This is a genomic window from Paraburkholderia sp. RL17-373-BIF-A, from assembly GCF_046030175.1.
Taxonomy (GTDB): domain Bacteria; phylum Pseudomonadota; class Gammaproteobacteria; order Burkholderiales; family Burkholderiaceae; genus Paraburkholderia.
The window spans coordinates 13,753-38,806 of the sequence record NZ_JARESO010000057.1; the positions used below are offsets into that span (position 1 = coordinate 13,753).

Below are 25,054 nucleotides of genomic sequence, written 5' to 3' on the forward strand. Positions count from 1 at the left end.
CATCGGCATCGCCCTCAATGCGCGCCCGCCGCATCCGGGCCGCCACCGCCCTTGCTCGGCCGCGTAATCCAGATCAACGGAATGATCAGAATAAAGATGACCGCGGAGACGAAGAAGATATCGTTCAGGCCCATCATCGCCGCCTGCGTGTTCACGGTGAAATCGAACAACGCATGGGCGGATTGCGGATTCAGATGCAGCAGCGACTGGGTCGAATCGATCTGCTGATTGAACACCGGGTTGTTGATGGAGGCCTGCTCGGTAAGCCGTTCGTGATGCAGCACCGTGCGGTTGTTCCACTCGTTGCCGGCGATCGACGTGCCCACCGCGCCGCAAAATACGCGAGCGAAATTCGACAGACCCGCCGCCGCTGGAATCTTGCTCGACGGCTGGCCGGACAGGATGATCGAAGTCAGCGGCACGAAGAACAACGCCATTGGAATGCCTTGCAGCAGCGTGGGTATCACCAGATGCCAGGTGTCGATCTCGATCACGTACTTCGAGCGCATATAAAACACGATCGCAAAGCCGATGAACGCCAGTGTGGCGATCACACGCGCATCCGAGCGCGGCAGCACGCGGCCCATCACCGGCGCGAGCAGCACCGCGAACACACCGAGCGGCGCGGTCACGAGACCGGCATCGACGGAACGGTAGTTCAGATACTCCTGCATCCATTGCGGCAGCAGCACGAGGTTGCCGAAGAACACGCCGTACGCGACCGAAATCGCAATCGTGCCGCCGAGAAAGTTGCGCTGCTGAAAAAGCCGCAAATCTACGATCGGATTTTCCTCGGTCAGTTCCCACACGAGGAAGAACGCGAAACTGACGAGCGCGGTAATGCCGAGAATCACGATCACCGGCGACGAAAACCAGTCGAGGTCCTTGCCCTTGTCGAGCATGATCTGCAGCGAGGCGACCCACGTGATCAGGAGGCCCAGCCCGACCATGTCGATGGGCGGCTTGCGGGTCGGCGACTCGCGGGTGCGGTAGATCATCCAGGTGACGCCTGCCGCGAAAATGCCGACCGGAATGTTGATGTAGAAGATCCACGACCAGCTATAACTATCCGTGATCCAGCCGCCGAGCGCCGGGCCCGCAATCGGGCCGACGGTCGCGGTCATCGCCCATAGGGCGAGCGCGGTCGAGGATTTCTCCTTCGGATACGAGCCGAGCAGAATGGCTTGCGACAGCGGGATCAGCGGGCCGGCCACGGCGCCCTGGAAGATCCGCGCGAGCAGCAGGATCGGCAGCGTCGGTGCAATGCCGCACAACCACGACGCCAGCACGAACATCAGAATCGCGCCGACGAACAGCTTCACCTGGCCGATGCGTTGCGTGAGCCAGCCGGTGAGCGGAATCGACACGGCATTGGCCGCGGCGAACACGGTGATGACCCACGTGCCTTCATCGACCGAGACGCCGAGATTGCCCGAAATGGTTGGGATCGCAACGTTCGCGATCGACGTGTCGAGCACGTTCATGAAGGTGGCGAGCGCGACGGCGATCGTGGCCAGCACCAGTTGGCCGCCCTTCAGCGGCGGTGGTGGTGCAGGCGGCGCCGAGGCAGGCGCGGAAGTGGACTGGCTCAAACGGTTCTCCGGATCGGTGTGCCGCGGACATGCTGCGGGGGAGTTGTATTTCGTGCCCGCGCGATGCGTCGGGCCGCAGGTCCGCTGAATGCTCGCAAAAGCATACCTGTATTCACGTTTGGACGTCATCGGCGCGCGCAAAGGCGGCGGCGAAAACAAATCCGGCAGCGTATGCTCGCGGCTGAGGCTGCACACGGCCGCACGGCGCGATCCCTCGTCACGCCTGGCACAGCGCGTGCGGAACGACCATCCACGAATCAACAAATAGAAGGAACGAATATGGCCTGGGAGCAATTCGAACATGGCTGGCGACGCGCGCCGGCGACCGCGCCTGCCAAAGGCTTGGTGGTGCTGATGCACGGCGTCGGCAGCAATGCGCGCGACCTGATGCCGCTTGCGGACATCTGGAGCGAGAGCCTGCCCGATGTGGCCTTCACTTCGCTCGACGGCACCGACGCCTTCGACGGCGGCTTCGGCGGACGTCAGTGGTTCAGCCTGCGCGACGTCAACGAAGGCAATCGCGAGGCCCGTGTCGCCGCGGCCTATCCGGCGTTGCGGCGCATGCTCGAAGCCGAGCTTGCGCACTGGCAGGTATCTTTCGGGCGCCTTGCGCTGATTGGTTTCTCGCAAGGCTCGATCATGGCGATGCACCATGTGGCGACCAGCGCGGAAGGCGCGGCCGGCGTGGTCGCGTATTCGGGGCGGCTCGCCTCCGTGATCGTCGCGCAGAACGGCACGGCGCTCACGCTGATCCACGGCGAAGACGACGAAGTGATCCCGGTGCAGGAACTCGAATACGCCGCCGACGCGTTCAGCAACGCCGGCTATACCGTCGACGCCTATGCGCTTCCAGGCATTGGTCACACGATTAACGCCGACGGCGTCGCGCTCGGCCAGGAAGCGCTGGAACACGCGCTGGGCGCTTTGTCGCGCGACTGACACGGTCGTGCCTGAAAAGCGGCCCTAAAGTTTTCTGACCAGCTTGCCGTTAACTGCTCATAGCATGAGAATCACCCCCGCCGCGCGGACCGCGGAACGCCCAACAGGGCGGCCCATGCGGCTCGGGTGACCGGGGGCGCATTTTCCAGACTGCCCGGTACGGGCGGATAACGACACATCAGAGCCTTCCTATGGCCAGACCGACGCCGCATTACCCGCTGTTCGATCGCTTGTTCCGTCATTCCGTGACGGTGGACCTCGGCACGGCCAACACCCTGATCTATACCGACGACGGCGGTATCGTGCTGAACCAGCCGTCCGTCGTGTGTTTCCAGAAAGAGGCCGCCGACCGGCCGAAACGCGTCGCCGCCGTAGGCACCCAGGCGCGCCAGCTTCTGGGCCGCGCGCCGTGCAACCTCGAAACCGTGCGGCCGATGCGCCACGGCGTGATCGCCAACTTCTCCGCCGCCGAGCACATGATCCGGCAATTCGTCGACATGGCGCGCCTGCGGCCGCTGTTCAGCCGCCGCGCCGCGTTCACCTTGTGTGTGCCGGCCGGCGCGACCCAGGTCGAGCGTCGCGCGATCAAGGAAGCGGCCGTGGCGGCCGGCGCATGGAAGGTGAGCCTGATCGGCGAATCGCTCGCGTCGGCAGTCGGCGCGGGCTTGCCGGTGTCCGAGGCGACCGGTTCGATGGTGGTCGATATCGGCGGCGGCACGACGGAAGTCGGCGTGATCGCGCTCGGCGGCATGGCGTATAGCGGCTCGATCCGCGTGGGCGGCGACAGCTTCGACATGGCGATCGTGAGCTACGTGCGCAATCTGTACGGCGTGCTGCTCGGCGAACAGACCGCTGAGCACGTCAAGAAGAGCATCGGCTCGGCCGTGCGCGACGTGCCGCGCGAGCATATGAACGCGACCGGCCGCAGCGTCGACGACGGCTTGCCGCGCACGGTTCAACTGAGCAACCACGATATCGCCGATGCGATCGAGGGGCCGCTGCGTCAGATGATCGGCGCGGTGAAACGCGGGCTCGAAGAGGCACCGGCCGAACTGGCGACCGACATCGCCAACAACGGCATCGTGCTGACGGGCGGCGGTGCGCTGCTCGGCAACCTGAGCCGCCGCTTGACGAACGAGATCGGCCTCGACGTGCGCGTCGCCGATGAACCGCTGACCTGCGCGGTGCGCGGCGCGGGCACGGCGGCCACCGCCGGTCTGCTGGACGAATTCGCGTACGAATGATTTCGCGCAGGGCTTGCCGCGCTGCTGCCTTCGTGAGGCTCGCGTCCGGCCGCTGGACCGGGCTGCCACGCTGATCGACCGGCTGTGTGACAATACGCTTCGCGTCCCAATCTCAGGGACGCACTTTCGCTCCCCATTCCATTCCGAGCCGACAGCGCCGCACTCCGGCGTTGCCGCGCTGTCCGTGAACCACTCGTGACTCAATCAGTTACCGCTTCGTCTGCTTCGTCATCTTTCATCGAACTGCGAAGCGGTTTGCGCATGCCGTACGTGGAAGCCGGTGAGGGCGAACCGCTGTTGTTCGTGCATGGTTCGCTGTGCGACTACCGCTACTGGCAACCGCAACTCGCGGGCCTGTCGAAGCACTACCGCTGTATCGCGGTGAGTCTCACGCACTACTGGCCGGCGGTCGATACCGAGCCCGGCCTGCCGTTCAGTTGGAGCGCGCATGGAAACGAAGTGGCGGAGTTCATCGAGCGTTTAGGCACAGGACCGGCGCACGTGGTCGGACATTCGCGCGGCGGTTGTGTGGCGTTTCATTTCGCGCGACGCCATCCTGAGCATGTACGGACGTTGACGCTAGCCGACCCGGGCGGTCCGTTGCAGATTGCCAGACGCCCGCCCGCGCGAATGCCTGAGACGGTCAATGCGTTGCGCGCGAAAGCGGCGCAACTGATCGAAAGCGGTGAAGTGGAGGCCGGCTTGCAACTGTTCGTCGACTCGGTCAGCCGGCCCGGTTTCTGGGCGATGAGCACGCCGGGTTTTCGCCGGATGGCGACCGATAATGCGCACACGCTCGCGCGTCAATTCCGCGATCCGCTGCCCGCCTATGTTCCCGAGGAGGCCGCCGAGGTGCGCTGCCCGGTGCTGCTGATCGACGGCGAAAAGAGTCCCGACATGTTTCGCCGTACCGCGGCAGCGCTGCAAAACTGGCTGCCGGATGCGCGCCGCGAAACGGTGCGCGGCGCGTCGCACGGAATGAATCTCGCGCATCCGTCGGCGTTCAATCGCTACGTCGACGAATTCATTCGTTCAGTGAGCGACAAGTGAACGACCAACGAGCGCAATGAACGCGTAATAAACGTGCAATCAATGCACGACGACGCGTTGCCGGGTGGCTCGCGCTCGCGGCGATGATCCGCGCGCTGGCTCGACCCCGGCGACGCATCAAACGCTCGACCTCATGCCTTACGATGCGCGTCTTTATCGAGCGCGCGTTCCGCCGCTTCGCCCACAAGCCCGTGGTAGTACAGATGCACGCCGATCGCGAGTGAGTCGTTGCGAATTTCGTGGAAGGCTTTCCACGCTTTCACGGGATCTTTGAACAGCAGATAGTGCGCTTCCTGCGCGATCAGATCCGCGACTTCATGCAGGCCGTGACCGTGCAACACGTTCACGAGCGTATCGAGGCTGCGATGCGTGCGCGCGTCGGTGCGCGGGTAGAGCATATGCAACACCGCCACGTCCTGCGTTTTCAGCGCCGCCGACAACGCGACGACGATGTCCTGGTGATTCAGCGCGGTGACGATGTTCTCGTCGGTGTGGACGTGATCCGGAAACAGCGTTTCGAGCGAGGCGTTCATGTGGTCGTTCCTGTTCTTTTGGCTGATTAAAAAGGCCCGCCGTAGAACGGCGGGCCAAACACAGCGATGTGTTCGCAGGGGAAGCAAAACACGAGTGCAGTATCGCAGATGCACCCGCGCCTCCGCAGCCTGACTGCCGCAAAACATTGTTGCAATAAGCGCTCAACTTTCATTTAGCTGGCAGTGTGTGCAGGCGCCGCGCAGCCGGTTTGCTCGCGCCGCGCCGTTGCGAGTTTCCCGGCGACGTCAAGCCTTGTAAGAGGAAACGCCGGCAACGAATGTTGCGCCAGCCGAGATGCATTGTTGCGGTCAATCGTCGCAATTCGAGGGCCGCTGGACCTTAAAATGCCAAGCGGAGCCTGAGCATGCCAAAGCGCCTTTGACGATCGAGCATGCCGGCACGTGTGCGATGTGAAAGTAAAAGGAACGTGTAGATGAACTCGAAGACACACGCAACGCTGAGCTTTTCCGACAGCGACCAAACCATTGATCTGCCGATTTATCAGGGCACGCTCGGACCGGATGTGATCGATATCCGCAAGCTGTATGGCCAGACCGGCAAGTTCACGTATGACCCGGGTTTCATGTCCACGGCGGCATGCAACTCCGAAATTACCTATATCGACGGCGACAAAGGCGAGCTGCTGTACCGCGGTTACCCGATCGACAATCTGGCGCAGAATGCCGACTTCCTCGAAACCTGCTACCTGCTGCTGAAGGGCGAATTGCCGGATGCGAAGCAGAAGGAAGAGTTCGTCAAGACCGTCACGCAGCATACGATGGTGCACGACCAGATGCACTTCTTCTTCCGCGGCTTCCGTCGTGACGCGCACCCGATGGCGATTCTGGTTGCCGCTGTCGGCGCGCTGTCCGCGTTCTATCACGACTCGCTCGACATCAATAATCCGCTGCACCGTGAAATCTCCGCGATCCGCATGATCGCGAAGCTGCCGACGCTGGTGGCCATGGCGTACAAGTACACCGTGGGTCAGCCGTTCGTTTTTCCGAAGAACGACCTGTCGTACAGCGCGAATTTCATGCGCATGATGTTCGCGAACCCGGCCGAAGAGTACAAGGTCAACGACGTGCTGGTGCGCGCACTGGACCGTATCCTGATCCTGCATGCGGACCACGAGCAGAATGCATCGACTTCGACCGTGCGTCTCGCCGGCTCGTCGGGTGCGAATCCGTTCGCGTGTATTGCAGCAGGTATCGCGTGTCTGTGGGGCCCGGCGCATGGCGGCGCGAATGAAGCGGCGCTGAACATGCTGGAAGAAATCGGCTCGGTCGACAACATCCCCGAGTTCATCGCGAAGGTGAAGGACAAGGATTCCGGCGTAAAGCTGATGGGCTTCGGCCACCGCGTCTACAAGAACTACGACCCGCGTGCGAAGCTGATGCGCGAAACCTGCCACGAAGTGCTGGAAGAGCTGGGCCTGCACGACGACCCGCTGTTCAAGCTCGCCATGGCGCTCGAAAAAATTGCGCTGGAAGATGACTACTTCGTGTCGCGCAAGCTGTACCCGAACGTCGACTTCTACTCGGGTATCGTGCAGCGCGCGCTGGGCATTCCGACGGCCATGTTCACGTGTATCTTCGCGATGGCACGCACGGTCGGCTGGATTGCGCAGTGGAACGAAATGATCGCCGATCCGGAACAGAAGATCGGTCGTCCGCGTCAGCTTTTCGTCGGCGAATCGCAACGCGAAGCCGCGCCGCTGGCCAAGCGCTAAAGCGTCGCGGCGGCCACCCGCCCGACGCCCGCGCGGCGCTCTCACGAGGATCGCCGCGCCATGGCTCTGCACGTCCTGTGCCACTGAAAAAAAACCGAAACTCCTCTGTGATAAGTTCGTCTGACGCGGACAGACCCTCTACAATCGGAAGCGACTCAGGTAGCAACCGGATGTAGACCGGACGCAAAAGCGTGAACGCAGCAGCGAACCCATAGGAGTGACCCTGATGCAGCAGCCAGAAGCCCTCGGCGGCCTTTCGGGCGGAATCGATCACCGCGAACCCGAGCCGGACGGCGTATTCATCCCGACAGAAAACCTCAATGTCGCCAGCGCCACTCAGCACGTGCTGAAGTCGGGCGACACCTTCATCGTCAACGATCCGCTCGGCGATATCACCGGCCACGACGACGGCCTGTTCGTCAACGACACACGTGTTCTCTCGCAACTGCGCCTTACCTTCGGCGGCCGCGCGCCGTCGCTGCTATCGGGCAGCGTCAGCAGCGACAACACGTCGTTCACCGCGCATCTGACCAACCGTCCGTTGCCGCCGCTCGGCGGCGACAGCACGCCCGAAGGCGTGATCCACGTCGAGCGCGTGCGGGTGCTGTCGGGCACCGTGCTCAACGAAGCCATCGAACTCACCAACTACGGCACGAGCGACGCCGTGGTGCCGCTGTCCATCTCGTTCGCCAGCGACTTCCGCGACATGTTTGAAGTGCGCGGCCTGAAGCGCGACAAGCAGGGCCGTGTCGAACCGGCGCGCGTCGAGAATCGGGAAGTGCTGCTCGGCTATGTGGGCCTCGATGACGTGGCGCGCAATGTGCAGATTGCTTTCTCGCCGGAACCGGACAAACTTTTCGCCGACCGCGCCGACTACACCGTCAAGCTGCCGGCCCAGGCGTGCGTGTCGATCTATCTGTCGGTGTCGGTGCAGGTCGTCGCGCAGTCGGACAAACCCAGCGCAGGTGTCTCGCAACCCACACATGCGTTGAGCGAAGCGCACCTGTCGCAGATCGACGCGGAGCGCCCGCGTGTCGGCCGCGCTGCCGTGCGTGCCGCGCTCGTCGACGCTCACCTCGTGATGCGCGAGCGCCGCCGCGCCACCGCGCGCGTGCGTTCCAGCAATCCGCTTTTCAATGCATGGATCGACCGCTCGCTCGCCGATCTTGGCCTGCTGACCACGGACCTCGTGACCGGCCCGTATCCGTACGCCGGCATTCCGTGGTTCTCCACGCCGTTCGGCCGCGACGCCGTCATCACGTCGCTGCAGACGCTGTGGCTGCAGCCGCAGTTGGCCGCGGGCGTGCTGCGTTTTCTCGCCGAACATCAGGCGCGTGAGAACTCGCCGTTTCGCGACGCCGCTCCCGGCAAGATCATGCATGAGATGCGCAAAGGCGAAATGGCCGCCACCGGCGAAGTGCCGTTCGCGCTCTATTACGGCGGTGTCGACACCACGCCGTTGTTCATCGTGCTGGCGGGCGCCTATGCAGCGCGCACGGCCGACCTGGCGTTGATCGACGAATTGTGGCCGGCGCTCGAGCGCGCGGCGCAGTGGGTCGCGGGCGTGTGCGACAAGAATCGCTTTGGCCTGCTGGACTATCAGCGCGAATCTGACGGCGGTCTGGCGAATCAAGGCTGGAAGGACAGCCACGATTCCGTCTTTCACGCCGACGGCCGCTTCCCGGACGGCCCGATTGCGCTCGTCGAAGTGCAGGCCTATGCGAGCGCCGCCTTCGACACCATGGCCCACTTTGCGAAGCTGCGCGGCTTGCACGACTCGGCGGCTCAATACAGCGAGCGGGCGAAGAAAATCCGTCAGTGCGTCGAAGAAAAGTACTGGATGAAAGAGGCCGGCTTCTACGGCATCGCGCTCGACGGCCACGGCGAATTGTGCCGCGTGATGGCGTCGAACGCCGGTCACTTGCTGGCCTTCGGTTTGCCTTCACGCGAGCGCGGCGAATCGGTGGTGCGCGCGCTCGAATCCACGCTGTTCCACACCGGCTGGGGCGTGCGCACGCTGGCCGCGAGCCAGTCGCGTTTCAACCCCATGGCGTATCACAACGGCTCGGTTTGGCCGCACGACAACGCGCTCTGCGCGCGCGGCCTGTCTCGTTACGGCGGCAAGGCGGCGGCCGTGCGGCTCTTGCAGGCGCTGTTTCAGGCAGCGGTCAATTTCGACATGCGCCTGCCCGAACTCTTCTGCGGCTTCCCACGGCGGCGCGGCGAGCCGCCCACCGCCTATCCGGTCGCCTGTCTGCCGCAGGCGTGGGCAGCGGGTTCGCCGTTCATGATGCTCGAAGCGTGCCTTGGCATCACGATCGACGCCGAGCGGCGCGAAGTGCTGATCGAACAGCCGATGCTGCCCGAAGGCATCGACTGGCTCGAAGTGGGCGATTTGCGGGTAGGCGACGCCTCGGTGTCGATCACGTTCCGCCGCATCGGCGACAAGGTCGTCGCCTCGGCGGAGCAGGGCGACGTGCGAGTGGTCGCGCTTCTTTAAACAAGCGTCGAGAGCACTGGTGGCTCGAAAACGAAAGTTGGCCCAAATCGGTGGTGTAAGTTATCGATTGGGTTGGAATTGTAAAAAATTCACGGAAGTCGATTTGCAAATCAATGTGGCCTAGCCCGAATCGAGCCACATCTGCGGGTGGTAAACGATTGTTGTCCCGGGATTTGCAATCAAACTTGGCCCTGCACGGTGTGTGAATTGACTCGCGGAGAGCAGACTTGAGCAGTCTGCGTACCCGTGTCACCATCGTTGTGTTTTTATATAGCGACACAAAAAAGGACCGTCCAAATGGACGGTCCTTTTTTGGGAGCAGCGAAAGCGCGACGTGCGACGTTGATGCATTAAGTCACCCGGGCGAACGCACTTTCTGTCGGAAGGGTTTTGGGCTTTCGCGTCTTCACAATTGTTGCTTCGACGATTGGCCATTTTCTAGACCGACGGCATGATTGGTAAAACGAACTTACCGCGGAGGTTGTTCCACATTCTGCGTTCACAGCCGACCAGCCCATCCCGGTTCCAAGTTTCATAATAATGGCTCCAATGTAGTGGCGCGCACGGTCGCCCGTAACCAGTCGCGGGCCGGGCGGAAATAAGGGTTCAAGCAAGGACCATTCGATATCGGACAGTTTCCACCCGTCGAGCCCCTCGACAATGTTCGGGTTTGTCAGAACGGGGTTGAGGTGCGTTGACGGACCGCGTCCGGACAGAGCAAATTCATGTGGCTGAAGTCCAGCCCACTCAAAAGGCGCTTCCAAGGGGCGGAACGAGTTAACCGTCGCGATGAGACCATCAGCGTTTCTCCAGGCAACAGTCCCTTGACGGAGACGCTTGCCTCGATGTTCGGCAGGGTAAGTCCAATGGTTCCACAGGCAGCGTGCGCATATACCGAGTCGTACGCCATTCGGGCGGATGGAAAGCAATACAGCCATTGCAGGCGAGCCAATCCGCGATGAGCGATTGGCACGTGTTGCCGAAGACGACTAGGAATCAGCGCAACTGATACTGAGCCGTGTGTCGACACTGGAGCAAGGAGCATATCGAGTCCGGACGGTCTAAAAAGGTATTGAAAAACGGTGGCGTTCGGCTTGAAGAGCGCCTTGAGAAAAAGAATTGCCGGGGCTAACAGTCGAAGCCCGTTTTGATTTGCTGCGTAAACTTTGTGGCGGTTATTGAGTCCCTTGCGCGCGATTCCCATCTTGTCATCAGTTCAGCGAGCTTAATATGTCTGTTGGCGGCTGGGACATTGCTATGCGGCGAATCGATGCTGAATATGACATCCCGCAGAATGTCGCGTCATCCCTGGTCCGCAAAATCGCGCCAAACGGGTTTCGTCTGCCTGCGGCTGACCGTCAGAAGTTTCAGCGGCTACCCGACCACGTGATTGCTCGCATAGAACAGATTGTTCGCGACGCGTACATCGAGGCCGGCGAGGACGTTGGCGGCGATATCCTGCGCGAGCATATTTGGCAGCAGGCACTTGCTGCGCGCCGCGAGATGATTGCAAATGGAGAACTGCTGGCACTAAGTGACTTTAGAAAGCGCATCGGCGCGACTGAAAAACGACTCGCGCTCCTTCTCGAAGATGGCAGCGTGTTCACCGTCGCGGTCGACGGAGCCTCATGCATTCCCGCTCTGCTTGCAGACCCGGCAGTCAACCGAAAGCGCGTGCAGGCAATTTGCCGAATCATTGTTCCTGCTGAACCGTTGAGCCGACTTGATTTCCTCTCGTCGCAGCGGGGTGGCTTGGGTAACCGCCGTCCGCTCGACATGCTCGACAGCGACGTTGATTTCAAATTGCTGCAGCGGATTGCAGCGGCGTGGGCGGCCGAGTGGTCGCGCACCATCGTTAAGATGTATAAGGGTGAACACCAGTGCGAGCCAAGCGATGTTGAACCGCTGTACACAGCGACGGTGGAAATCGACCCAAGAAAAGCATTGTGGAACCGCGCCTCTGAGGCGCTGCATGCACACGGATACGAATGGCCGCTGAGCCCATATCGGGAGGCTCGGATATTTACCCTCTTTGTCGGCCGACAAGCGGTTGGGGATTCCGCGCCAATACCGGAAGCTTGCCTGCAAATCCTTGTCGTCGGCGAGCTCGTTCGAATCCGAATCGTAGCTGCGCCAGGCACTGCGCTCAACTCGCAAACAATTGCGGCTGGCAAGCACGAGACGTTTGTTGACGTCGCGAAGCAAGTCATCGCTCACTTCCTTGCGCTGAGCGCAGGCCGCTAGGGAGCGGTGTTAAATGATATGTCGCATTCGACCGATAGCAATCGAAGTAATCGTGAATGAGAAAAATCTGACTGTTTTCCTAAAACACGGGGGCACGTTGCGACTTCCGCTGCGATTGTTCCCAAAACTGTGGGTGGCAAGCCCTGAGCAACGTCGGGATGTCCGCATTTCTGCGTCCGGCGAGGGGTTACGTTGGGACCAGTTGGATGAAGAAGTAAGCGTCAGCGGGCTGATGCGCGATGCCGAGAGGCGCCATCGTGATGAGCGATTGACCTCGTGCGTACCGGTCGATTTTCCATGGGACCCAACGCCTGCCTTGTTGTCGGGAACGCAGCCAAAGCTAACTGGCAGGTGGATTGACGGCAGGTTTGTTGTCGGGCTGACTGCCGAAGAACGCTTCATAGGATGGGACCTTTGTGAGGATTTGGCGCAGCAGCTGGTTCCAAAGACCCTCAAGGATGCAGCTAATTATCCGGACAATTCGCGCGACGTAACGCTGCGGCGGATGAGGAGGGCGATTGCAAACAAAGAGTGGACGGAACGCGTGGAGACCGATTGGCTTATGCAACGGCTGCGGGCCCTGCTTGGCTGGTGACAGGCAACAGCATGAAGGCTCACATGTGCATCGATTTGATGCCAGTGCGGTGCGAGAACTGGCTGCTACGGGCGGTGGCTATCTTCGCAAGCGCTAAGCGCAGGGCATGCGCTTGCGAACGCGGGAAGCCTCTCTCGAAGACAAGACGCACATCACAAAATTTCTTTATTGAAGGTTGAACCAGCTCACCCGGTGCTCCATCGGAACCAACTCTAAATCCTGGATTCCGCAGTCCCGGGCGATGACAATTGCTCCGAGCGGCACCGCCGCGTCCGAATTAAGACGGCGAGGCGCAGAGAACGTCGTGCCCACGCTTTGCAAGAGAACCCGGTCATTACTTCCTTCTCCCGGCACAATTGCTTTTATTCTCAACAGTCGCTCCCCAAGCGCGCCAGCTATGTTTTCCAGCCAGTCCAACGCGGATTCCCAAGGCAAATCCTCCTCGAACTTTGCACGGAACACCCGGATTCTCGGATGGAGCAGACGCCGTCGGACCTGCTGCCTAACCTCTCCGTTTCCAATGGGAGAGCCGGTGTCGCTGAAGGATAGAAACGCCTCCCGTGCCCGAACTGACGACGAGAATTCGTCAACGATTCTTGCTACTGGATTTGCGGACGCAACCACTCCTAGCGCCTCGTCGCGTCTCTCGTTTGATACGAGGTCCATCTTGGTAAGGACAATCGTGTTGGCTGCAGCCAGCTGAGCTGCGGCGTCTTCAAATTCGGAAGTCTGCAACGCAGGCTGACTGCAATCGTAGGTCGTAATTAAATGGAGCTTCAGCCGGAGGTCCGCTAGTTCCTGCAATGACGAGACTATGGGACCGGGGCGCGAAAGGCCACTGCACTCGAGAATAATGCGGGAGAGGGGACCTTGCGCGGTGAGCCGACGAGACTCGACAAGGTCTTGGACGGTAGTGACGAGGTCGTTCGTCAATGAGCAGCATACACACCCGTTGCTAAGCGTCGCCATCGACATGCCACGGGCCGATTCAGAAAGAATTGCTCCGTCAATGTTGATTTCGCCTGCTTCATTGACGATGACGGCAGTCTCGGACGCGTTCTCGCTTGCAAGAAAGCTTTCGAGCAGTGAGGTCTTGCCGCTGCCCAGCGTCCCCGAAACGATGACGAACTGAGGTCCGGATTGCATGTTGTCCCTCATTGCGCGCGTCGGTTCTCTGACGAACCCGGCCAGCTGCCAGCGACCATCTCGCGGACATCGGAAAGCAGTTCATCCACGTCAAAGACCATACCCGCTCTGATTGTCTTTTGCAGACATCGCTTGTGTTCTGGACCATTCGTCTGTTCATTCAAGCGGACGGTGCCAGTGCCGTAAAGCAGCTTGAAGTCAGTCAATGGGTTCTGGTCATGGACGAGGATGTCTGCACGCTTGCCAACTTCCAGCGTCCCCGCGTCGTCTTCAATCCCGAGAAGCTCAGCTGCATGAGACGTCGCTGCACGCAGCACCTCGAGCGGTGAAAAACCTGCTTCCTGGAAGAGCTCAAGTTCCCGAACAAAGCCGAAGCCGTAGACTTGATACATGAAACCTGAGTCGCTACCGGCGCAGACTCGTCCGCCGCGATTCTTGTATTCGTTGAGGAATGTCATGAGAATGCGGAAGCTCTCCTTCCACTCAACCTCGTTTTTCACCGACCAGCGGTAAAAATACGCGCCGTGTCCGCCGCGTTGCGGCTGGAAGTATTTCCACGTCGTACTGTCCGTGTACTCATCGTGCCATTCGGCGCGACGTACACGCATAAGGTCGCGGTTGCTGTCATAGACGTTCATTGTCGGAACGAACGTATGTCCAGCCTCCAGGAAGGCTTCGATGACTTCGTTCCACTTCGCGCTGCCCGGCTTCGCCGCTTGCAGAAAAGTCTGCCCAGCAGTTGCAAAGCGCATGTATTCGTCGTTGTAGTTGTAGTCGTCGTCGACCGTCTGGAGCGTTCGACCGTCAAACAACGCTTCCGGAATGCCGTACGAGTGCTCAGTGCTCGTCAGGCCCCAGCGCGCAGTCCGCAAAGCATTCATCCGTCCGACTGAAAGCTGTGCGTGGTGGCAGCAGGAGCGTAGACCGAGCTTCTTGCATTCGTCCAGGGCGGCTTCCATGATTGCCGGTGGTGCGCCAAAAAACTTCACGCCGCGCGCGCCTTTCGCGTGCGCCTTGCGCAGCCACTCCCGTCCTTGCTGCGGCGTATAGATAGTCTTCAGATAGTCGTTGACTGCCGGGAAATAGACGTAGGGGTATAGCGTCGGAGCGGCGATTTGCGCTTCATCTGCGGCTACAGCCTGCTGCTGCGTCCAGGCAAGGCCGTTCATGGTTCCCGCCTCGCGTACGCTCGTTACGCCATGCGCAAGCCAGAGCTTGTAGATGTAATCGGCAGGCATCATCTCGCCATTCGCCGCATGGAATGGTGTCCCAACATGCGCGTGGCAATCTACAAAACCCGGGGTGACGAATTTGCCCGTACAGTCAATCTCATGGTCGCCGGCTTCCGGACGGCGTACTGGGTTGATGGGCAGACCGGGAACTCCAACGGCAGCAATCTGAGTAATGCGTCCACCTTCGACAACGATGTCCGCCGGACCCCAGGGAGGCGCACCCGTGCCATCAATGACCATTGCACCGCGCAGCACGAGCCTCTGAAAAGGACCCGTGCCACGGTCGCGCGTCGTTGCCGCCTGCACCTGACCTAACCCTTTCTTGGCAAAACCCGCGACCATCTCTTCGCCAACTTCGATTTCCGCTATGGGCGTATTCATGCCGTCTCCATCCTTTAATCGCCCTACGCGGGCATCCGATAGTCGTTAAAACACTTTCGTCCCAGGTGCGATGTCGCGCTCGGGCTTTAGATAGACAACAGAGCCGTCTGCCTGCTCAACGCCGAGCATCAGTACATCAGACTTGAATCCACCGATACGGCGGCTTCCAAGGTTCACAGCGCAGACGACCATTTGACCCATTAGCTCTTCCGCTTTGTAGAGTGCCGTATATTGACCGCTGCTCGCCAGTTCTCCGAGTTCGCCGAAGTCAATCCAGATTTTGTACGCGGGCTTACGCGCTTCGGTGTTGAGTTCGACTCGGGCAATACGACCAGCACGCATGTCGACCATTGAGAAAGCTTCGAAAGGGGTAGTCTCGCTCATGTTGGGACGATTCAAAAAGGTTTGCAATCTAGTTGCTGTTGTAGCTGCTCGGTCTCGACCAGTCGCCGCGCTCGCCTGTAACTGACGGTGTCAGCGTATTGGTTGTGAGGCACATCGTGCGAGGAAGTTCTGATTGGTGACCGAACCTGATGACAGGAAGAATCGGGCCTTCGGCCTCTTCGACACAGACGCGCATGAACGGCTTCGCATGGTCCAGAACAATGGGTTGAATCAGCCGGCCATCCAAGACAACCAGACCGGCCGCGAGCGTTGCACCGTCGAGCAGCGCGTCGTCGACTTGCTCGGATACAAAAGCGGCGGCCACGTCGTCTATGACGGGTCCAATCTGGGTCTGTTCATCGACCGGGTCGCCGATATGAAGTCGGGCCGCCCTGTCGATTAGGATTGCGACAAGAGCATCGGCGACCGAGTTGTGCACATACAGGCACGATACGCGCTCGGGGCCAGCGAGAAGAGGGGGGAGGAATACCCGCTCGATAACCGCATCACATCCGGCGTCAATGTCAGCATCCGCATCTATCACCATCGGAGCCCGCTCGCTCTGAGAAATCTTCACGGGCACGACGGCTTCATGGCATGCACGCGAAACATAAGACCCCACATCGCGGCTTCCATGGAATCGCACTTCGGTAACGTGCGAACTCCTGAGTGCGGTTCGCAGCATACCGATTGCGTTGATTGAAGGCGCAACGCACAGGAGTTTGTCCAGATTGCCGCCCTCGGCCCAAAGCGATGCAAGCGTTCGCGAAGCCAATGGAGCCCGCGAGGACGGCTTGATGACAAGGGCTCGCCCTGAACTCAATACTGCGATTGCCTCTTTAACTGTCGCAAGGACTGGGTCACGCCAGTTCAAAATGGAGAAAGCTGACCGCGCTGCGGTCCAGTCGCGCACGAGCGGAATCGACGGACAAGAACAGTAAGCATTCAGCGCCGCCAGAGCAGTTGCCACCTCAACCCGTGCAAACCGGATGGGCTTCCCCGTCTCGAGACTGACGACGCGCGCCAATTCTTCATGTTGGGAGCCAATCTTGCCTGCCCAACTACGGAGCCGTTCCTGAATTGGATGAGTGTTTTGCAGGTTCCCTGCGACGCGTGAACCCTCGTCGAAGCTCGATGCTAGCGTTTGAACGTCGATGTCCGGCGCGCGACCTATGACGGTGCCGTCATAGGGGCTCAGAACGTCGAAACGACGCGTCGCACTTGTCCCCGCACCGGAATGGCAAACATGCCTGGCGAGTTCCGGGGCGTCGGTTTGGCCGTCACGCATCGCTCAGGTTGCAGCTTTCGCAGCAGCGACCGCTCGCCCGAACATCCCAAGCGCGTCAGATACATCCTGGTCAGACACGGTGAGAGGCGACAGAAAGCGAACCACGTTGCGTTCAACGCCGCACTTAATCAGCAGCAGACCTTCTTCGCGGGCGGCGTCGAGGATACGCTGCACAATTGCGCTATCGGGGGTTCTGGCCGGTTGGTCGGACACGAACTCCACCGCGACCATCGCGCCAGTCTGGCGGATTTCCCCCATCTCTGGATGCGTCACCTGGAGTTTCTCCAGACCGGCACGAAGTTGCTCGCCGATTTTCACGCTGCGCTCAAGGAGGTTTTCCTGTTCGAAAATGTCGAGTACGGCGTTGGCCGCAGCGCAAGCGAGCGGATTGCCGCCATACGTACCACCCAGCCCGCCTGGTTGCGGCGCATCAACAATCTCGGGCCGACCGACCACGCCAGAGATGGGCAAACCACCTGCGAGGCTCTTCGCTACCGTCACAAGGTCGGGCTGGATACCGGAGTGCTGGAAGCCGAACATCTTGCCAGTACGACCGAAACCCGTCTGAATCTCGTCGCAAATCAACACGATTCCGTGCTTTCTTGTCAGCTCGCGTAAGGCCTGCATGAACTCCGCCGGCGCAGCGAGGAAGCCGCCGTCGCCCTGGACCGGTTCGAGAATAATTGCTGCCACCCGGTCGGCTTGAATTTGCGTGCTGAAGATTGTTTGCAGCGCCTTCAGCGCGTCGTCCGATGTGATGCCGTGATACGCATTCGGGTACGGGGCGTGATACACGTCCGGCGCGAACGGCCCGAAGTTCTGCTTGTAGGGAGCGCTCATGCCCGTGAGCGACATGCCAAGGAGCGTACGGCCATGGAACCCGCCGCGGAATGCAATCACGCCCGGGCGGTTCGTGTAGCCGCGAGCAATCTTGATTGCGTTTTCGACCGCCTCGGCACCCGTGGTCAGAAACACCGACTTGTAACCTTGGCCCGGAGCAACCAGCTCGGATAGACGCGCGGCCAGGCGGATATACGGCTCGTAGCCGACGACCTGAAAGCAGACGTGTGAGAACGATTCGAGCTGCTGCCGGACGGCGGCGACCACCGCCGGATGGTTATGACCGACGTTCAGCACGCCGATGCCGCCGACGAAATCGAGGTATTTGCGTCCTTTGTCGTCCCAGAGATACGCACCCGCAGCACGGGTGGCAACAATGGAGTGTGCCGTCGCGATACCGCGGGCAACGTATGTTTCACGCAGCGCAGCGGCGCTTTGGTTTTTGTCGAGTTCCTTGTTCATCAAATCACCTCCTTGGATGGAACCCATAGTAGGAAGCCAGAAAAGGGGCGAATACCTATGGAAAGTAGGAATCGGGTGTCGATTTTTCGTTTTTTTTGACGCAATTCGTACTTCATGTACTAATCTGACACCGTCTGTTCCTATCAAACGTGGGTAGTTTTGCGATTTCTGGCTGAGTTCAATGGGATACGGCTGGTTCCTGACCGGGGCCACACCGACCATTGGAAAAGGCGTTGAGCACGCATCGGGAGCGGAGATGAACACAGTGAATCTGGCAGCAGACTATCAGGACGAGAAGACCGTACGACGGCGCGCAATCGTCGCGACCGTCCTCGGCAACGGCTTCGAATGGTTTGACTTCATGGTCTATGGCTTCTTTGCCATCACCATCGCGAAGCTTTTTTTTCCGACCGGTAACGACCTGACATCGCTGATGCTCTCGGTTGCGACATTCGGCGTCGGCTTTCTCGTGCGTCCCTTCGGCGGCATCCTCATCGGCATTTACTCCGACCGCGCTGGCCGCAAAGCCGCCCTGTCCTTGACCATCCTGTTGATGTGCGCAGGCACGGCCATCATCGGACTTACTCCGACTTATTCGCAGATTGGGATGGCCGCCCCTTGCCTGATTGTTCTCGCACGTCTGTTGCAAGGCTTCTCGGCTGGCGGTGAGATGGGTACGGCTACAGCGTTCCTCACGGAACACGCGCCCAAGGGCAAGAAAGCGTACTACTCGAGTTGGATTCAAACGAGCATCGGTTTCGCCGTGCTGCTGGGTGCCTGCTTCGGTACAGGCATTACGCTTGGGCTCTCCACGGCTGACATGGAAAACTGGGGTTGGCGCATCCCGTTTCTGTCCGGCTTGCTTATCGGACCCATCGGCTTCTACATCCGTCGTAACCTCGAAGAGACGCCGGTCTTCTTGAATGAAACTGACAAGTCGAAGACCCCGTTGGCCGACGTGCTTCGCGACTATCCGAAGCAAGCCTTCGCAAGTTTCTCCATGGTCGTGCTTTGGACGGTCTGCATTTATGTGATTCTCTTCTACATGCCGACCTTCTCAGTGAAGGTTCTCAAGCTTCCGCAGTCGGCATCGTTTATCGCTGCAATGGTCGGCGGTGGCGTCATCACTTTCTTATCGCCTTTCACCGGCTGGTATTCCGACAAAGTCGGGCGCAAGTGGCTTCTCGGCGGGGCTTCAGCAGCGATGCTTGTGCTCGCTTGGCCGATGTTCGCGATGATTGTAAAAGCGCCGTCGGTCGCTACCTTGTGCGTATTCCAAGCGGTGTTCGGCGTACTCATCGCGATTTACACGGGACCCATGCTTGCCGCGCTGTCCGAGACGTTTCCGAGCAAAGTGCTCTCGACCGGCCTCTCGGTTGCCTACAATATGGCTGTGATGACGTTCGGTGGATTCGCTTCGCTTATTCTGACGTGGCTCATCAGCGCGACTGGCACACCTATGGCGCCCGCGATTTACGTAATTTTCGCAGCGGCCTTCAGCCTGCTCGGCGTACTTCTTGGTTACCGACAGCCCAAAGAAATCTAACAGCTGCCGCGGTGTCATGCTGATACCGCGGTGACACTATTCGCCGCCATGAAGCTTGACACCGCGATTCGTGAAACCGTCTTACGTGACGCAGAAGTCGTTGCCGGTCAGGAGAATCTCCAGCGCGAGATTACCTGGGTTCACATGGTCGACCATCCGGACATCGTCAACTGGGTCAAGCCGGGCGAATTGCTGCTGACGACCGGCTACAACTGGCCAAACGATGCTGATACGTCGCGACGGCTGGTACGTGACCTGGGCGAAGTCGGGCTCGCCGGCGTCGTACTGGCGGTCCCGCACTTTCGCGAGCACTTCCCCCCAGAAGCCATCGACGAGGCTCGCAGCGTCGGCTTGCCTCTCCTGGAGTTGCCGTGGGACGTCCAGTTCAGCCAAGTCACCCACGAGATACTCGCGAAGATAATTTACTTCCAAGCCGAGATTATCGAGCGCTCGGAGCAGTTGCACCGCGCGTTAACTAATGCGGCGATGACCGCAAACAGCCTGAGTGACATCGCGAACACGCTGCGAAAGCTCGTGGGCCGCGAGGTCACATTCACGAATCTGTCCGGCGAGCTCCTCGGCACTTCCGCGACCGAAGCGGACGCACCATCGCTGGAAGAGCAATTCGTTGCCTCTCTTTCGGATTCACCCATTGACGCGAAAGACTCTCAAAGACCCACTCGCGTCAAGTTTCAAATCGCCGACCGTATTGTCTATCGACTGCGACTCCCTGTTCGCCTCCACGATTCTCTCGTTGCGGTTCTTTGGCTTGATTTGGACGGCTCGGACGCTGATGAGCTCGACGCGCGTGCAATGGAGCACGCGAGCGTCGTAGCTGCGCTGCATCTAATGCACCAGCAACAACTCACGCAACAGGAAGACCGCTTGGGGTTCGCGCTCGTGGCGGGATTACTTGACGGCGAATTCACCGCGACGCCCAGTGCGCTTGAACGCGCAAAGGTATGCGGATGGAGTCAGACAAGCCCGTACCGAATCTGTCTCGTGCTTCTCGACGAACCCATACCCCTTACGACGGAGGGTCTCAACCGCCGCGAGCGCTGGGTTGGAGCGCTCAAACATCAGCTTCGTGCGAACGGGCAGCCCGAATTGCTTGCGATATGGTTGAACCAGATTAAATTTATTCTTCCCGCGGATGCATCACCCGAAGCACTATGGGACGCAATCCGCGACCAACGCGCGGCCCTGGCGGTCAGCCGCGTTCACACGGGCATTGACGGGATGGCGACAGGTTCAAAAGACGTGGATGCCTTGCTACCCACGTTGCGGCCCGGGAGATTGCATCGGTTCGACGAGATTCTGTTCCCACGTGCGCTTCTTGGCGACGCGAACGCACGCGAGATGCTCATTGAGCGGCTCGTCACACCCCTCGTCACGCGACCACGCGGCGAATCCCTGCTTGAAACGCTGGGCACGCTCGCCGATGAAGGCTTTCAGTTGGTCAATGCGGCTCGCTCGCTCGGCATCCACATCAGTACGATGCGCTACCGCCTCGAGAGAATCGAAGAAATTCTCAACGTCACACTCGAGGACCCCAAGGTCCGTTTCCAGGTTCAAGTCGCCATGACCCTCTACCGTCTTCGGGAAGACTGACCCGCGCGTTCCTACTTCTAATAGGAAGACTTCCACTTTGTGTCGCGCTTTAATTTGGAATGACGCGGGATGTCTCGACAGACGTAAGGTCTGCGCCAAGGGCTCCTCTCGCCGCTCCTTCCGTTTTTCGCGACCAAATGAATTCGAACTTGTCCTCCTCACGCCGCGACCTCAACAAGCTTCTCTCTTTGCAGCGCCAACTCGCTCAGACGACGGACGCCGAGATTAGGTTCGATGCCGGGTCTCGAGCGGCATACGCTTCCGAAGCATCGAACTACCGACAGGTTCCGATAGGCATCGTCTTGCCGCGTACAGTCGAAGACGTCATCTCTGTGATGCGTGCATGCCATGGGGCGGATGTACCCGTACTCACACGCGGCGCGGGCACGTCGATGTGCGGTCAAGCCGTGAACGTTGCGGTGATTATCGACACGTCTCGTCACTTGACCCGGATTGAACAACTTGACGCCGAAAGCCGGACCGCCGTGGTTCAACCGGGCGTCATCTGCGACCAGCTGAAGAGCGCTGCTGCGCTCAAGGGTTTGACGTTCGGCCCGGACCCTGCCACGCACAGCCGTTGCACCATCGGCGGTATGGTTGGCAATAATTCCTGCGGGGCTCATTCGGTTATGGCCGGCAAGACGGCTGAGAACATCGAGTCGATGGAAATCCTGACCTACGATGGAGAAAGGTTCTGGGTCGGCCCAACGGACGAGGCTGCATTTCAGGCACATTTGGCCGCTGGCGGACGTCGCCGAGAGATTGTTCAGGCTCTACGCGACCTGGTCGACCGTCACGCGGACGAGATTCGTGCGGGATTCCCCAAGCTCAAGCGCCGAGTCTCGGGCTATAGCCTTGACCAGTTGCTGCCAGAGAATGGCTTCAACATTGCCCGCGCACTCGTGGGCTCGGAAGGCACATGTGTCTCGGTCTTGCGCGCGACGACGACCCTGGTGCGCAACCCAACGGCTCGGGTGCTTACCGTTTTCGGATTTCCAACTATTTTCGACGCTGCCGACTGCGTTCCGCAACTGCTGCCGCTCGAACCCATTGCGATGGAAGGGCTCGATACAGGCATAGTCGGTGGCTTGCGTGAACGAGGGCTCGCGCTTGCTGACATCGCTGAGTTGCCGGACGGCAATGCATGGCTAATGGTCGAATTCGGTGCCGACAATCTCGAATCGGCACTGCAGCGCGCGCAAGCGGCGGCGGACATGACCTTCTCGCTGCCCGGTTGCCCGAATGCGCGCGTGGTGTCCGATGCGACACTGATGAGGCGGCTCTGGTCGGTCCGAGAGACCGGCGCGTCCGCGACGTCCATTGGCGATGACCCTTTGAAGCCGGACCCGGTGGTCGGCTGGGAAGACGCAGCGGTCGAACCGCGGCTGCTGGGCGCGTATCTTCGAGAGTTCGCAGCGTTGGTTGAGCGTTACGGTTACACCACCAACATGTACGGCCACTTTGGCGACGGCTGCATTCATTCGCGTATCAACTTCGACCTGCGCAACAGCCAGGGCATTCACGCCTGGCGCCAGTTCCTGGAAGAAGCAGCGAAGCTCGTCGTCAAGTACGAGGGTTCGCTGTCTGGCGAGCATGGCGACGGACAGGCCAAAGGCGAGTTGCTCTCGCTGATGTACTCGCCGGCACTCATGGATGCGTTCCGCGAGTTCAAGTCCATCTGGGACCCGAAGAACCGGATGAATCCCGGAAAGCTCATCGATGCGATGCCTGTCGACGAGAACCTGCGGCTTGGCCCCACCTATCGTCGTGTCGACGTACCCAGCCACTTCTCGTTCGGGAACCTTCAGACGCCGGATACTTTTGCGCGCGCCACCGAAAGGTGCATCGGCATGGGGAAGTGCCGCTCCCTCGACGGTGGGACGATGTGCCCCAGCTATCGCGCAACCCGCGAAGAGAAGTATTCGACGCGGGGCCGCAGCCGCCTGCTGTTCGAGATGCTCAAGGGCGAGGTCATCACTGACGGGTGGGACAACCTGGACGTCAAGGACTCGCTGGACAACTGTCTCGCATGCAAGGGATGTCGCAGCGATTGCCCGACGCATGTCGACTTGGCCAAATACAAGAGTCACTTCCTGTATGAGCACTATCAGAAAGCCAAGCGTCCGCTGATGGACACGATGATTGGACACATCGGCACATGGCTGCCTTTAGCAACGCGCATCAGTGGCGTGGTCAACACCGCGATGAAGATGCGGCCGTTCCGAGCAGTAGCGGAGAAATTCGGGCTCGCATCGCACGTCAAGTTTCCTGCCGTCGCATCATCGGCCTTCCGCAATAGCGAAGCCTGCAGACAGCTCATGCAAGACACTCGCATGCTGAATGGCGAATCTAAAACGGTCTTGCTGTGGACCGACACGTTCAACAATGGGTTCTCTCCTGAGGTCCTGGAAGCGTCTGTCCGAGTGCTGCAGTCGTACGGTGTGACGGTTCGGCTCATGAGCAAGCAGATTTGTTGCGGGCGTCCCTACTACGACGCCGGAATGCTGGACCACGCCAGGCGCAATCTCGTCGACATCATGGCGGAACTAAAGGAGGTAATCGCCCTGAAGTTGCCCGTGGTTGTTCTCGAACCTAGCTGCCTCTCGGTCTTCCGGGACGAACTGCGCGCGCTTTTTCCTAAAGACGAAAAAGCTGCCGCGCTGGCTACCTCCGTCAAGACGCTGGCCGAATACCTCGAGGCAGAGGGCTTCGATGTTCCGAAGCTCGACGAGAGCGTCTATGTACACGGGCACTGCCACCAAAAAGCCTGTGGCGGAGTGCAAGCAGAGTCCCGCCTTGTCGGCAAAGCCGCCCAATCAGGAGCAGTTCTGCAGACAGGATGTTGCGGGATGGCTGGCGCATTCGGTTACCACACGAAGACTGCAAACGTCGCTCGGTCTGTCGCCGAATCTGAACTTGTACCAAAAATCCAACCCCTCGATGAGAACGCAGTGCTGGTTAGCGACGGTTTCAGTTGTCGTTCACAGATTCGGAACACCACGGGACGCTCCGCGATACACCTCGCGCAGTGGCTCGATGGCAGGGCTAGAAAAAGTCCGGCACTACGCCCCGTCAAACCTTCCACGCAGGAAGAAACTGTATGAATCGTAGAAACTTCACCAGTCTCGCCGCATTAGGCGCTTCGGCCGTTTTCCTCTCTCGGCCGAGCAACGCTGCTACGAACGTCAATACCAATAGCCCGTCGGCGACGCTTGCCCAAGGTCAGACCGCGATTCGACAGGCGACGTCGAGAGGCTCTGCAATTCAAGCGTGGCTCGAAGTCGTCAAGCTGCGACTGCCGTTTCTTCAGGCCACTGCACTCGTGTCGCGCCCACGCCCAGATGCCCCTAAAGAACTTGGCGCGGTAAGACGGATTTACTCAACGGTCCCCAGCGCTTATCCCGTGGGCGGATGGAAGCAGCTCTCGGGGTCTGACTGGGCTCGGAAGGTGCTCGAACGAGGCGACGTTCTCGTGGCCAACAACGACGTAGACCTGGAGCATTACTTCCCTGACCATCAACTGCTCAAGTCGCTTGGCACCGCCACTCTCATCAACATTCCTGTCGTCGTCTGCAAAAGGACGGTCGGCGCATTCGCCTTCATGTGTGCGGAAGTCGTTCCCGAAACCGCGATAACCGAAGAAATTCGGCTGCTGACCGCACTGACCGCGCCGCTGTTCTCCGACGACCTAGTGCCGACAGCCTGACCAGACAGCAGAAAATGCCGCGCGGAGC

Annotated in this window: 18 protein-coding genes; 11 read left to right on the forward strand and 7 right to left on the reverse strand. The window is 60.0% G+C overall.

Going from position 1 to position 25,054, the window contains the following annotated elements:
* Positions 1 to 14 precede the first annotated feature (14 nt).
* Positions 15 to 1,592, reverse strand: coding sequence for a DHA2 family efflux MFS transporter permease subunit (locus tag P0D80_RS39575; RefSeq protein WP_408181751.1), 1,578 nt, complete (start codon positions 1,590 to 1,592; stop codon positions 15 to 17).
* A 279-nt stretch (positions 1,593 to 1,871) separates the two neighbouring features.
* Here P0D80_RS39575 and P0D80_RS39580 point away from each other — a divergent pair, with 279 nt between their 5' ends.
* From P0D80_RS39580 to P0D80_RS39590, 3 genes are all read left to right on the forward strand, one after another.
* On the forward strand, positions 1,872 to 2,531 hold the full coding sequence (locus P0D80_RS39580; RefSeq protein ID WP_408181753.1) for an alpha/beta hydrolase: 660 nt from the start codon (positions 1,872 to 1,874) through the stop codon (positions 2,529 to 2,531).
* 191 nt (positions 2,532 to 2,722) lie between these two features.
* The gene (locus P0D80_RS39585; RefSeq protein WP_408181755.1) at positions 2,723 to 3,775 is read left to right on the forward strand and encodes a rod shape-determining protein; all 1,053 of its coding nucleotides are present in this window, start codon (positions 2,723 to 2,725) and stop codon (positions 3,773 to 3,775) included.
* 261 nt (positions 3,776 to 4,036) lie between these two features.
* Complete coding sequence (locus P0D80_RS39590; protein ID WP_408291916.1) at positions 4,037 to 4,825, forward strand: alpha/beta fold hydrolase; 789 nt, start codon at positions 4,037 to 4,039, stop codon at positions 4,823 to 4,825.
* A 131-nt stretch (positions 4,826 to 4,956) separates the two neighbouring features.
* Here the strand turns inward: P0D80_RS39590 and P0D80_RS39595 are convergent, their stop codons facing one another.
* Positions 4,957 to 5,358: a hypothetical protein gene (locus P0D80_RS39595; protein ID WP_132377429.1), complete on the reverse strand. Its 402-nt coding sequence runs from the start codon at positions 5,356 to 5,358 to the stop codon at positions 4,957 to 4,959.
* 434 nt (positions 5,359 to 5,792) lie between these two features.
* On the opposite strand from P0D80_RS39595, the gene gltA reads away from it, so the two are divergent.
* The 4 genes from gltA to P0D80_RS39615 all read left to right on the forward strand — a co-directional run bounded on the left by gltA (position 5,793) and on the right by P0D80_RS39615 (position 12,430).
* Positions 5,793 to 7,091 (forward strand): citrate synthase, encoded by a 1,299-nt coding sequence (gltA, locus tag P0D80_RS39600; RefSeq protein ID WP_132377428.1) that lies wholly within the window; start codon positions 5,793 to 5,795, stop codon positions 7,089 to 7,091.
* A 226-nt stretch (positions 7,092 to 7,317) separates the two neighbouring features.
* Positions 7,318 to 9,591: an amylo-alpha-1,6-glucosidase gene (locus tag P0D80_RS39605; RefSeq protein ID WP_408181756.1), complete on the forward strand. Its 2,274-nt coding sequence runs from the start codon at positions 7,318 to 7,320 to the stop codon at positions 9,589 to 9,591.
* Positions 9,592 to 10,848: 1,257 nt separating this feature from the next.
* Positions 10,849 to 11,835, forward strand: coding sequence for a hypothetical protein (locus P0D80_RS39610; RefSeq protein ID WP_408291875.1), 987 nt, complete (start codon positions 10,849 to 10,851; stop codon positions 11,833 to 11,835).
* 52 nt (positions 11,836 to 11,887) lie between these two features.
* Positions 11,888 to 12,430 carry a DUF2442 domain-containing protein gene (locus tag P0D80_RS39615; RefSeq protein WP_408291877.1) on the forward strand — a complete coding sequence of 181 codons (543 nt, stop codon included), beginning with the start codon at positions 11,888 to 11,890 and terminating at the stop codon, positions 12,428 to 12,430.
* Positions 12,431 to 12,595: 165 nt separating this feature from the next.
* On the opposite strand, the gene P0D80_RS39620 is transcribed toward P0D80_RS39615, so the two are convergent.
* Genes P0D80_RS39620 through gabT form a run of 5 tightly spaced genes read right to left on the reverse strand, consistent with a single transcriptional unit; the run spans position 12,596 to position 18,163 of the window.
* The gene (locus tag P0D80_RS39620) at positions 12,596 to 13,576 is read right to left on the reverse strand and encodes a CobW family GTP-binding protein (RefSeq protein ID WP_408291879.1); all 981 of its coding nucleotides are present in this window, start codon (positions 13,574 to 13,576) and stop codon (positions 12,596 to 12,598) included.
* 8 nt (positions 13,577 to 13,584) lie between these two features.
* A complete protein-coding gene (locus tag P0D80_RS39625) occupies positions 13,585 to 15,189 on the reverse strand; it encodes an amidohydrolase family protein (RefSeq protein ID WP_408291881.1) in 1,605 nt (534 codons plus the stop codon).
* Positions 15,190 to 15,234: 45 nt separating this feature from the next.
* A complete protein-coding gene (locus P0D80_RS39630) occupies positions 15,235 to 15,573 on the reverse strand; it encodes a tRNA-binding protein (RefSeq protein WP_408181765.1) in 339 nt (112 codons plus the stop codon).
* Between the two features lie 28 nt (positions 15,574 to 15,601).
* Positions 15,602 to 16,861 carry an aldehyde dehydrogenase family protein gene (locus P0D80_RS39635; protein WP_408291884.1) on the reverse strand — a complete coding sequence of 420 codons (1,260 nt, stop codon included), beginning with the start codon at positions 16,859 to 16,861 and terminating at the stop codon, positions 15,602 to 15,604.
* 3 nt (positions 16,862 to 16,864) lie between these two features.
* Positions 16,865 to 18,163: a 4-aminobutyrate--2-oxoglutarate transaminase gene (gabT, locus tag P0D80_RS39640; protein WP_408291918.1), complete on the reverse strand. Its 1,299-nt coding sequence runs from the start codon at positions 18,161 to 18,163 to the stop codon at positions 16,865 to 16,867.
* 256 nt (positions 18,164 to 18,419) lie between these two features.
* On the opposite strand from gabT, the gene P0D80_RS39645 reads away from it, so the two are divergent.
* The 4 genes from P0D80_RS39645 to P0D80_RS39660 all read left to right on the forward strand — a co-directional run bounded on the left by P0D80_RS39645 (position 18,420) and on the right by P0D80_RS39660 (position 25,026).
* Positions 18,420 to 19,709 carry an MFS transporter gene (locus P0D80_RS39645; RefSeq protein WP_408291886.1) on the forward strand — a complete coding sequence of 430 codons (1,290 nt, stop codon included), beginning with the start codon at positions 18,420 to 18,422 and terminating at the stop codon, positions 19,707 to 19,709.
* A gap of 48 nt (positions 19,710 to 19,757) precedes the next feature.
* Positions 19,758 to 21,320: a PucR family transcriptional regulator gene (locus P0D80_RS39650; protein WP_408291888.1), complete on the forward strand. Its 1,563-nt coding sequence runs from the start codon at positions 19,758 to 19,760 to the stop codon at positions 21,318 to 21,320.
* A 137-nt stretch (positions 21,321 to 21,457) separates the two neighbouring features.
* The gene (locus tag P0D80_RS39655; RefSeq protein WP_408291890.1) at positions 21,458 to 24,424 is read left to right on the forward strand and encodes an FAD-binding and (Fe-S)-binding domain-containing protein; all 2,967 of its coding nucleotides are present in this window, start codon (positions 21,458 to 21,460) and stop codon (positions 24,422 to 24,424) included.
* Positions 24,421 to 25,026 carry a hypothetical protein gene (locus P0D80_RS39660; RefSeq protein ID WP_408291892.1) on the forward strand — a complete coding sequence of 202 codons (606 nt, stop codon included), beginning with the start codon at positions 24,421 to 24,423 and terminating at the stop codon, positions 25,024 to 25,026. Before P0D80_RS39655 ends, P0D80_RS39660 begins: the two co-directional genes overlap by 4 nt.
* Positions 25,027 to 25,054 lie beyond the last annotated feature (28 nt).

Excerpts from the sequence above, each read along its gene's own strand:
- P0D80_RS39620 (WP_408291879.1), bottom strand. The coding sequence starts at position 13,576 with ATGCAATCCGGACCTCAGTTCGTCATCGTTTCGGGGACGCTGGGCAGC.
- P0D80_RS39635 (WP_408291884.1), bottom strand. The coding sequence starts at position 16,861 with ATGCGTGACGGCCAAACCGACGCCCCGGAACTCGCCAGGCATGTTTGC.
- P0D80_RS39580 (WP_408181753.1), top strand. The coding sequence starts at position 1,872 with ATGGCCTGGGAGCAATTCGAACATGGCTGGCGACGCGCGCCGGCGACC.
- P0D80_RS39585 (WP_408181755.1), top strand. The coding sequence starts at position 2,723 with ATGGCCAGACCGACGCCGCATTACCCGCTGTTCGATCGCTTGTTCCGT.
- P0D80_RS39595 (WP_132377429.1), bottom strand. The coding sequence starts at position 5,358 with ATGAACGCCTCGCTCGAAACGCTGTTTCCGGATCACGTCCACACCGAC.
- P0D80_RS39645 (WP_408291886.1), top strand. The coding sequence starts at position 18,420 with ATGAACACAGTGAATCTGGCAGCAGACTATCAGGACGAGAAGACCGTA.
- P0D80_RS39655 (WP_408291890.1), top strand. The coding sequence starts at position 21,458 with ATGAATTCGAACTTGTCCTCCTCACGCCGCGACCTCAACAAGCTTCTC.
- P0D80_RS39625 (WP_408291881.1), bottom strand. The coding sequence starts at position 15,189 with ATGAATACGCCCATAGCGGAAATCGAAGTTGGCGAAGAGATGGTCGCG.
- gltA (WP_132377428.1), top strand. The coding sequence starts at position 5,793 with ATGAACTCGAAGACACACGCAACGCTGAGCTTTTCCGACAGCGACCAA.
- P0D80_RS39630 (WP_408181765.1), bottom strand. The coding sequence starts at position 15,573 with ATGAGCGAGACTACCCCTTTCGAAGCTTTCTCAATGGTCGACATGCGT.
- P0D80_RS39590 (WP_408291916.1), top strand. The coding sequence starts at position 4,037 with ATGCCGTACGTGGAAGCCGGTGAGGGCGAACCGCTGTTGTTCGTGCAT.
- P0D80_RS39660 (WP_408291892.1), top strand. The coding sequence starts at position 24,421 with ATGAATCGTAGAAACTTCACCAGTCTCGCCGCATTAGGCGCTTCGGCC.
- P0D80_RS39610 (WP_408291875.1), top strand. The coding sequence starts at position 10,849 with ATGCGGCGAATCGATGCTGAATATGACATCCCGCAGAATGTCGCGTCA.
- P0D80_RS39605 (WP_408181756.1), top strand. The coding sequence starts at position 7,318 with ATGCAGCAGCCAGAAGCCCTCGGCGGCCTTTCGGGCGGAATCGATCAC.
- gabT (WP_408291918.1), bottom strand. The coding sequence starts at position 18,163 with ATGAACAAGGAACTCGACAAAAACCAAAGCGCCGCTGCGCTGCGTGAA.
- P0D80_RS39650 (WP_408291888.1), top strand. The coding sequence starts at position 19,758 with ATGAAGCTTGACACCGCGATTCGTGAAACCGTCTTACGTGACGCAGAA.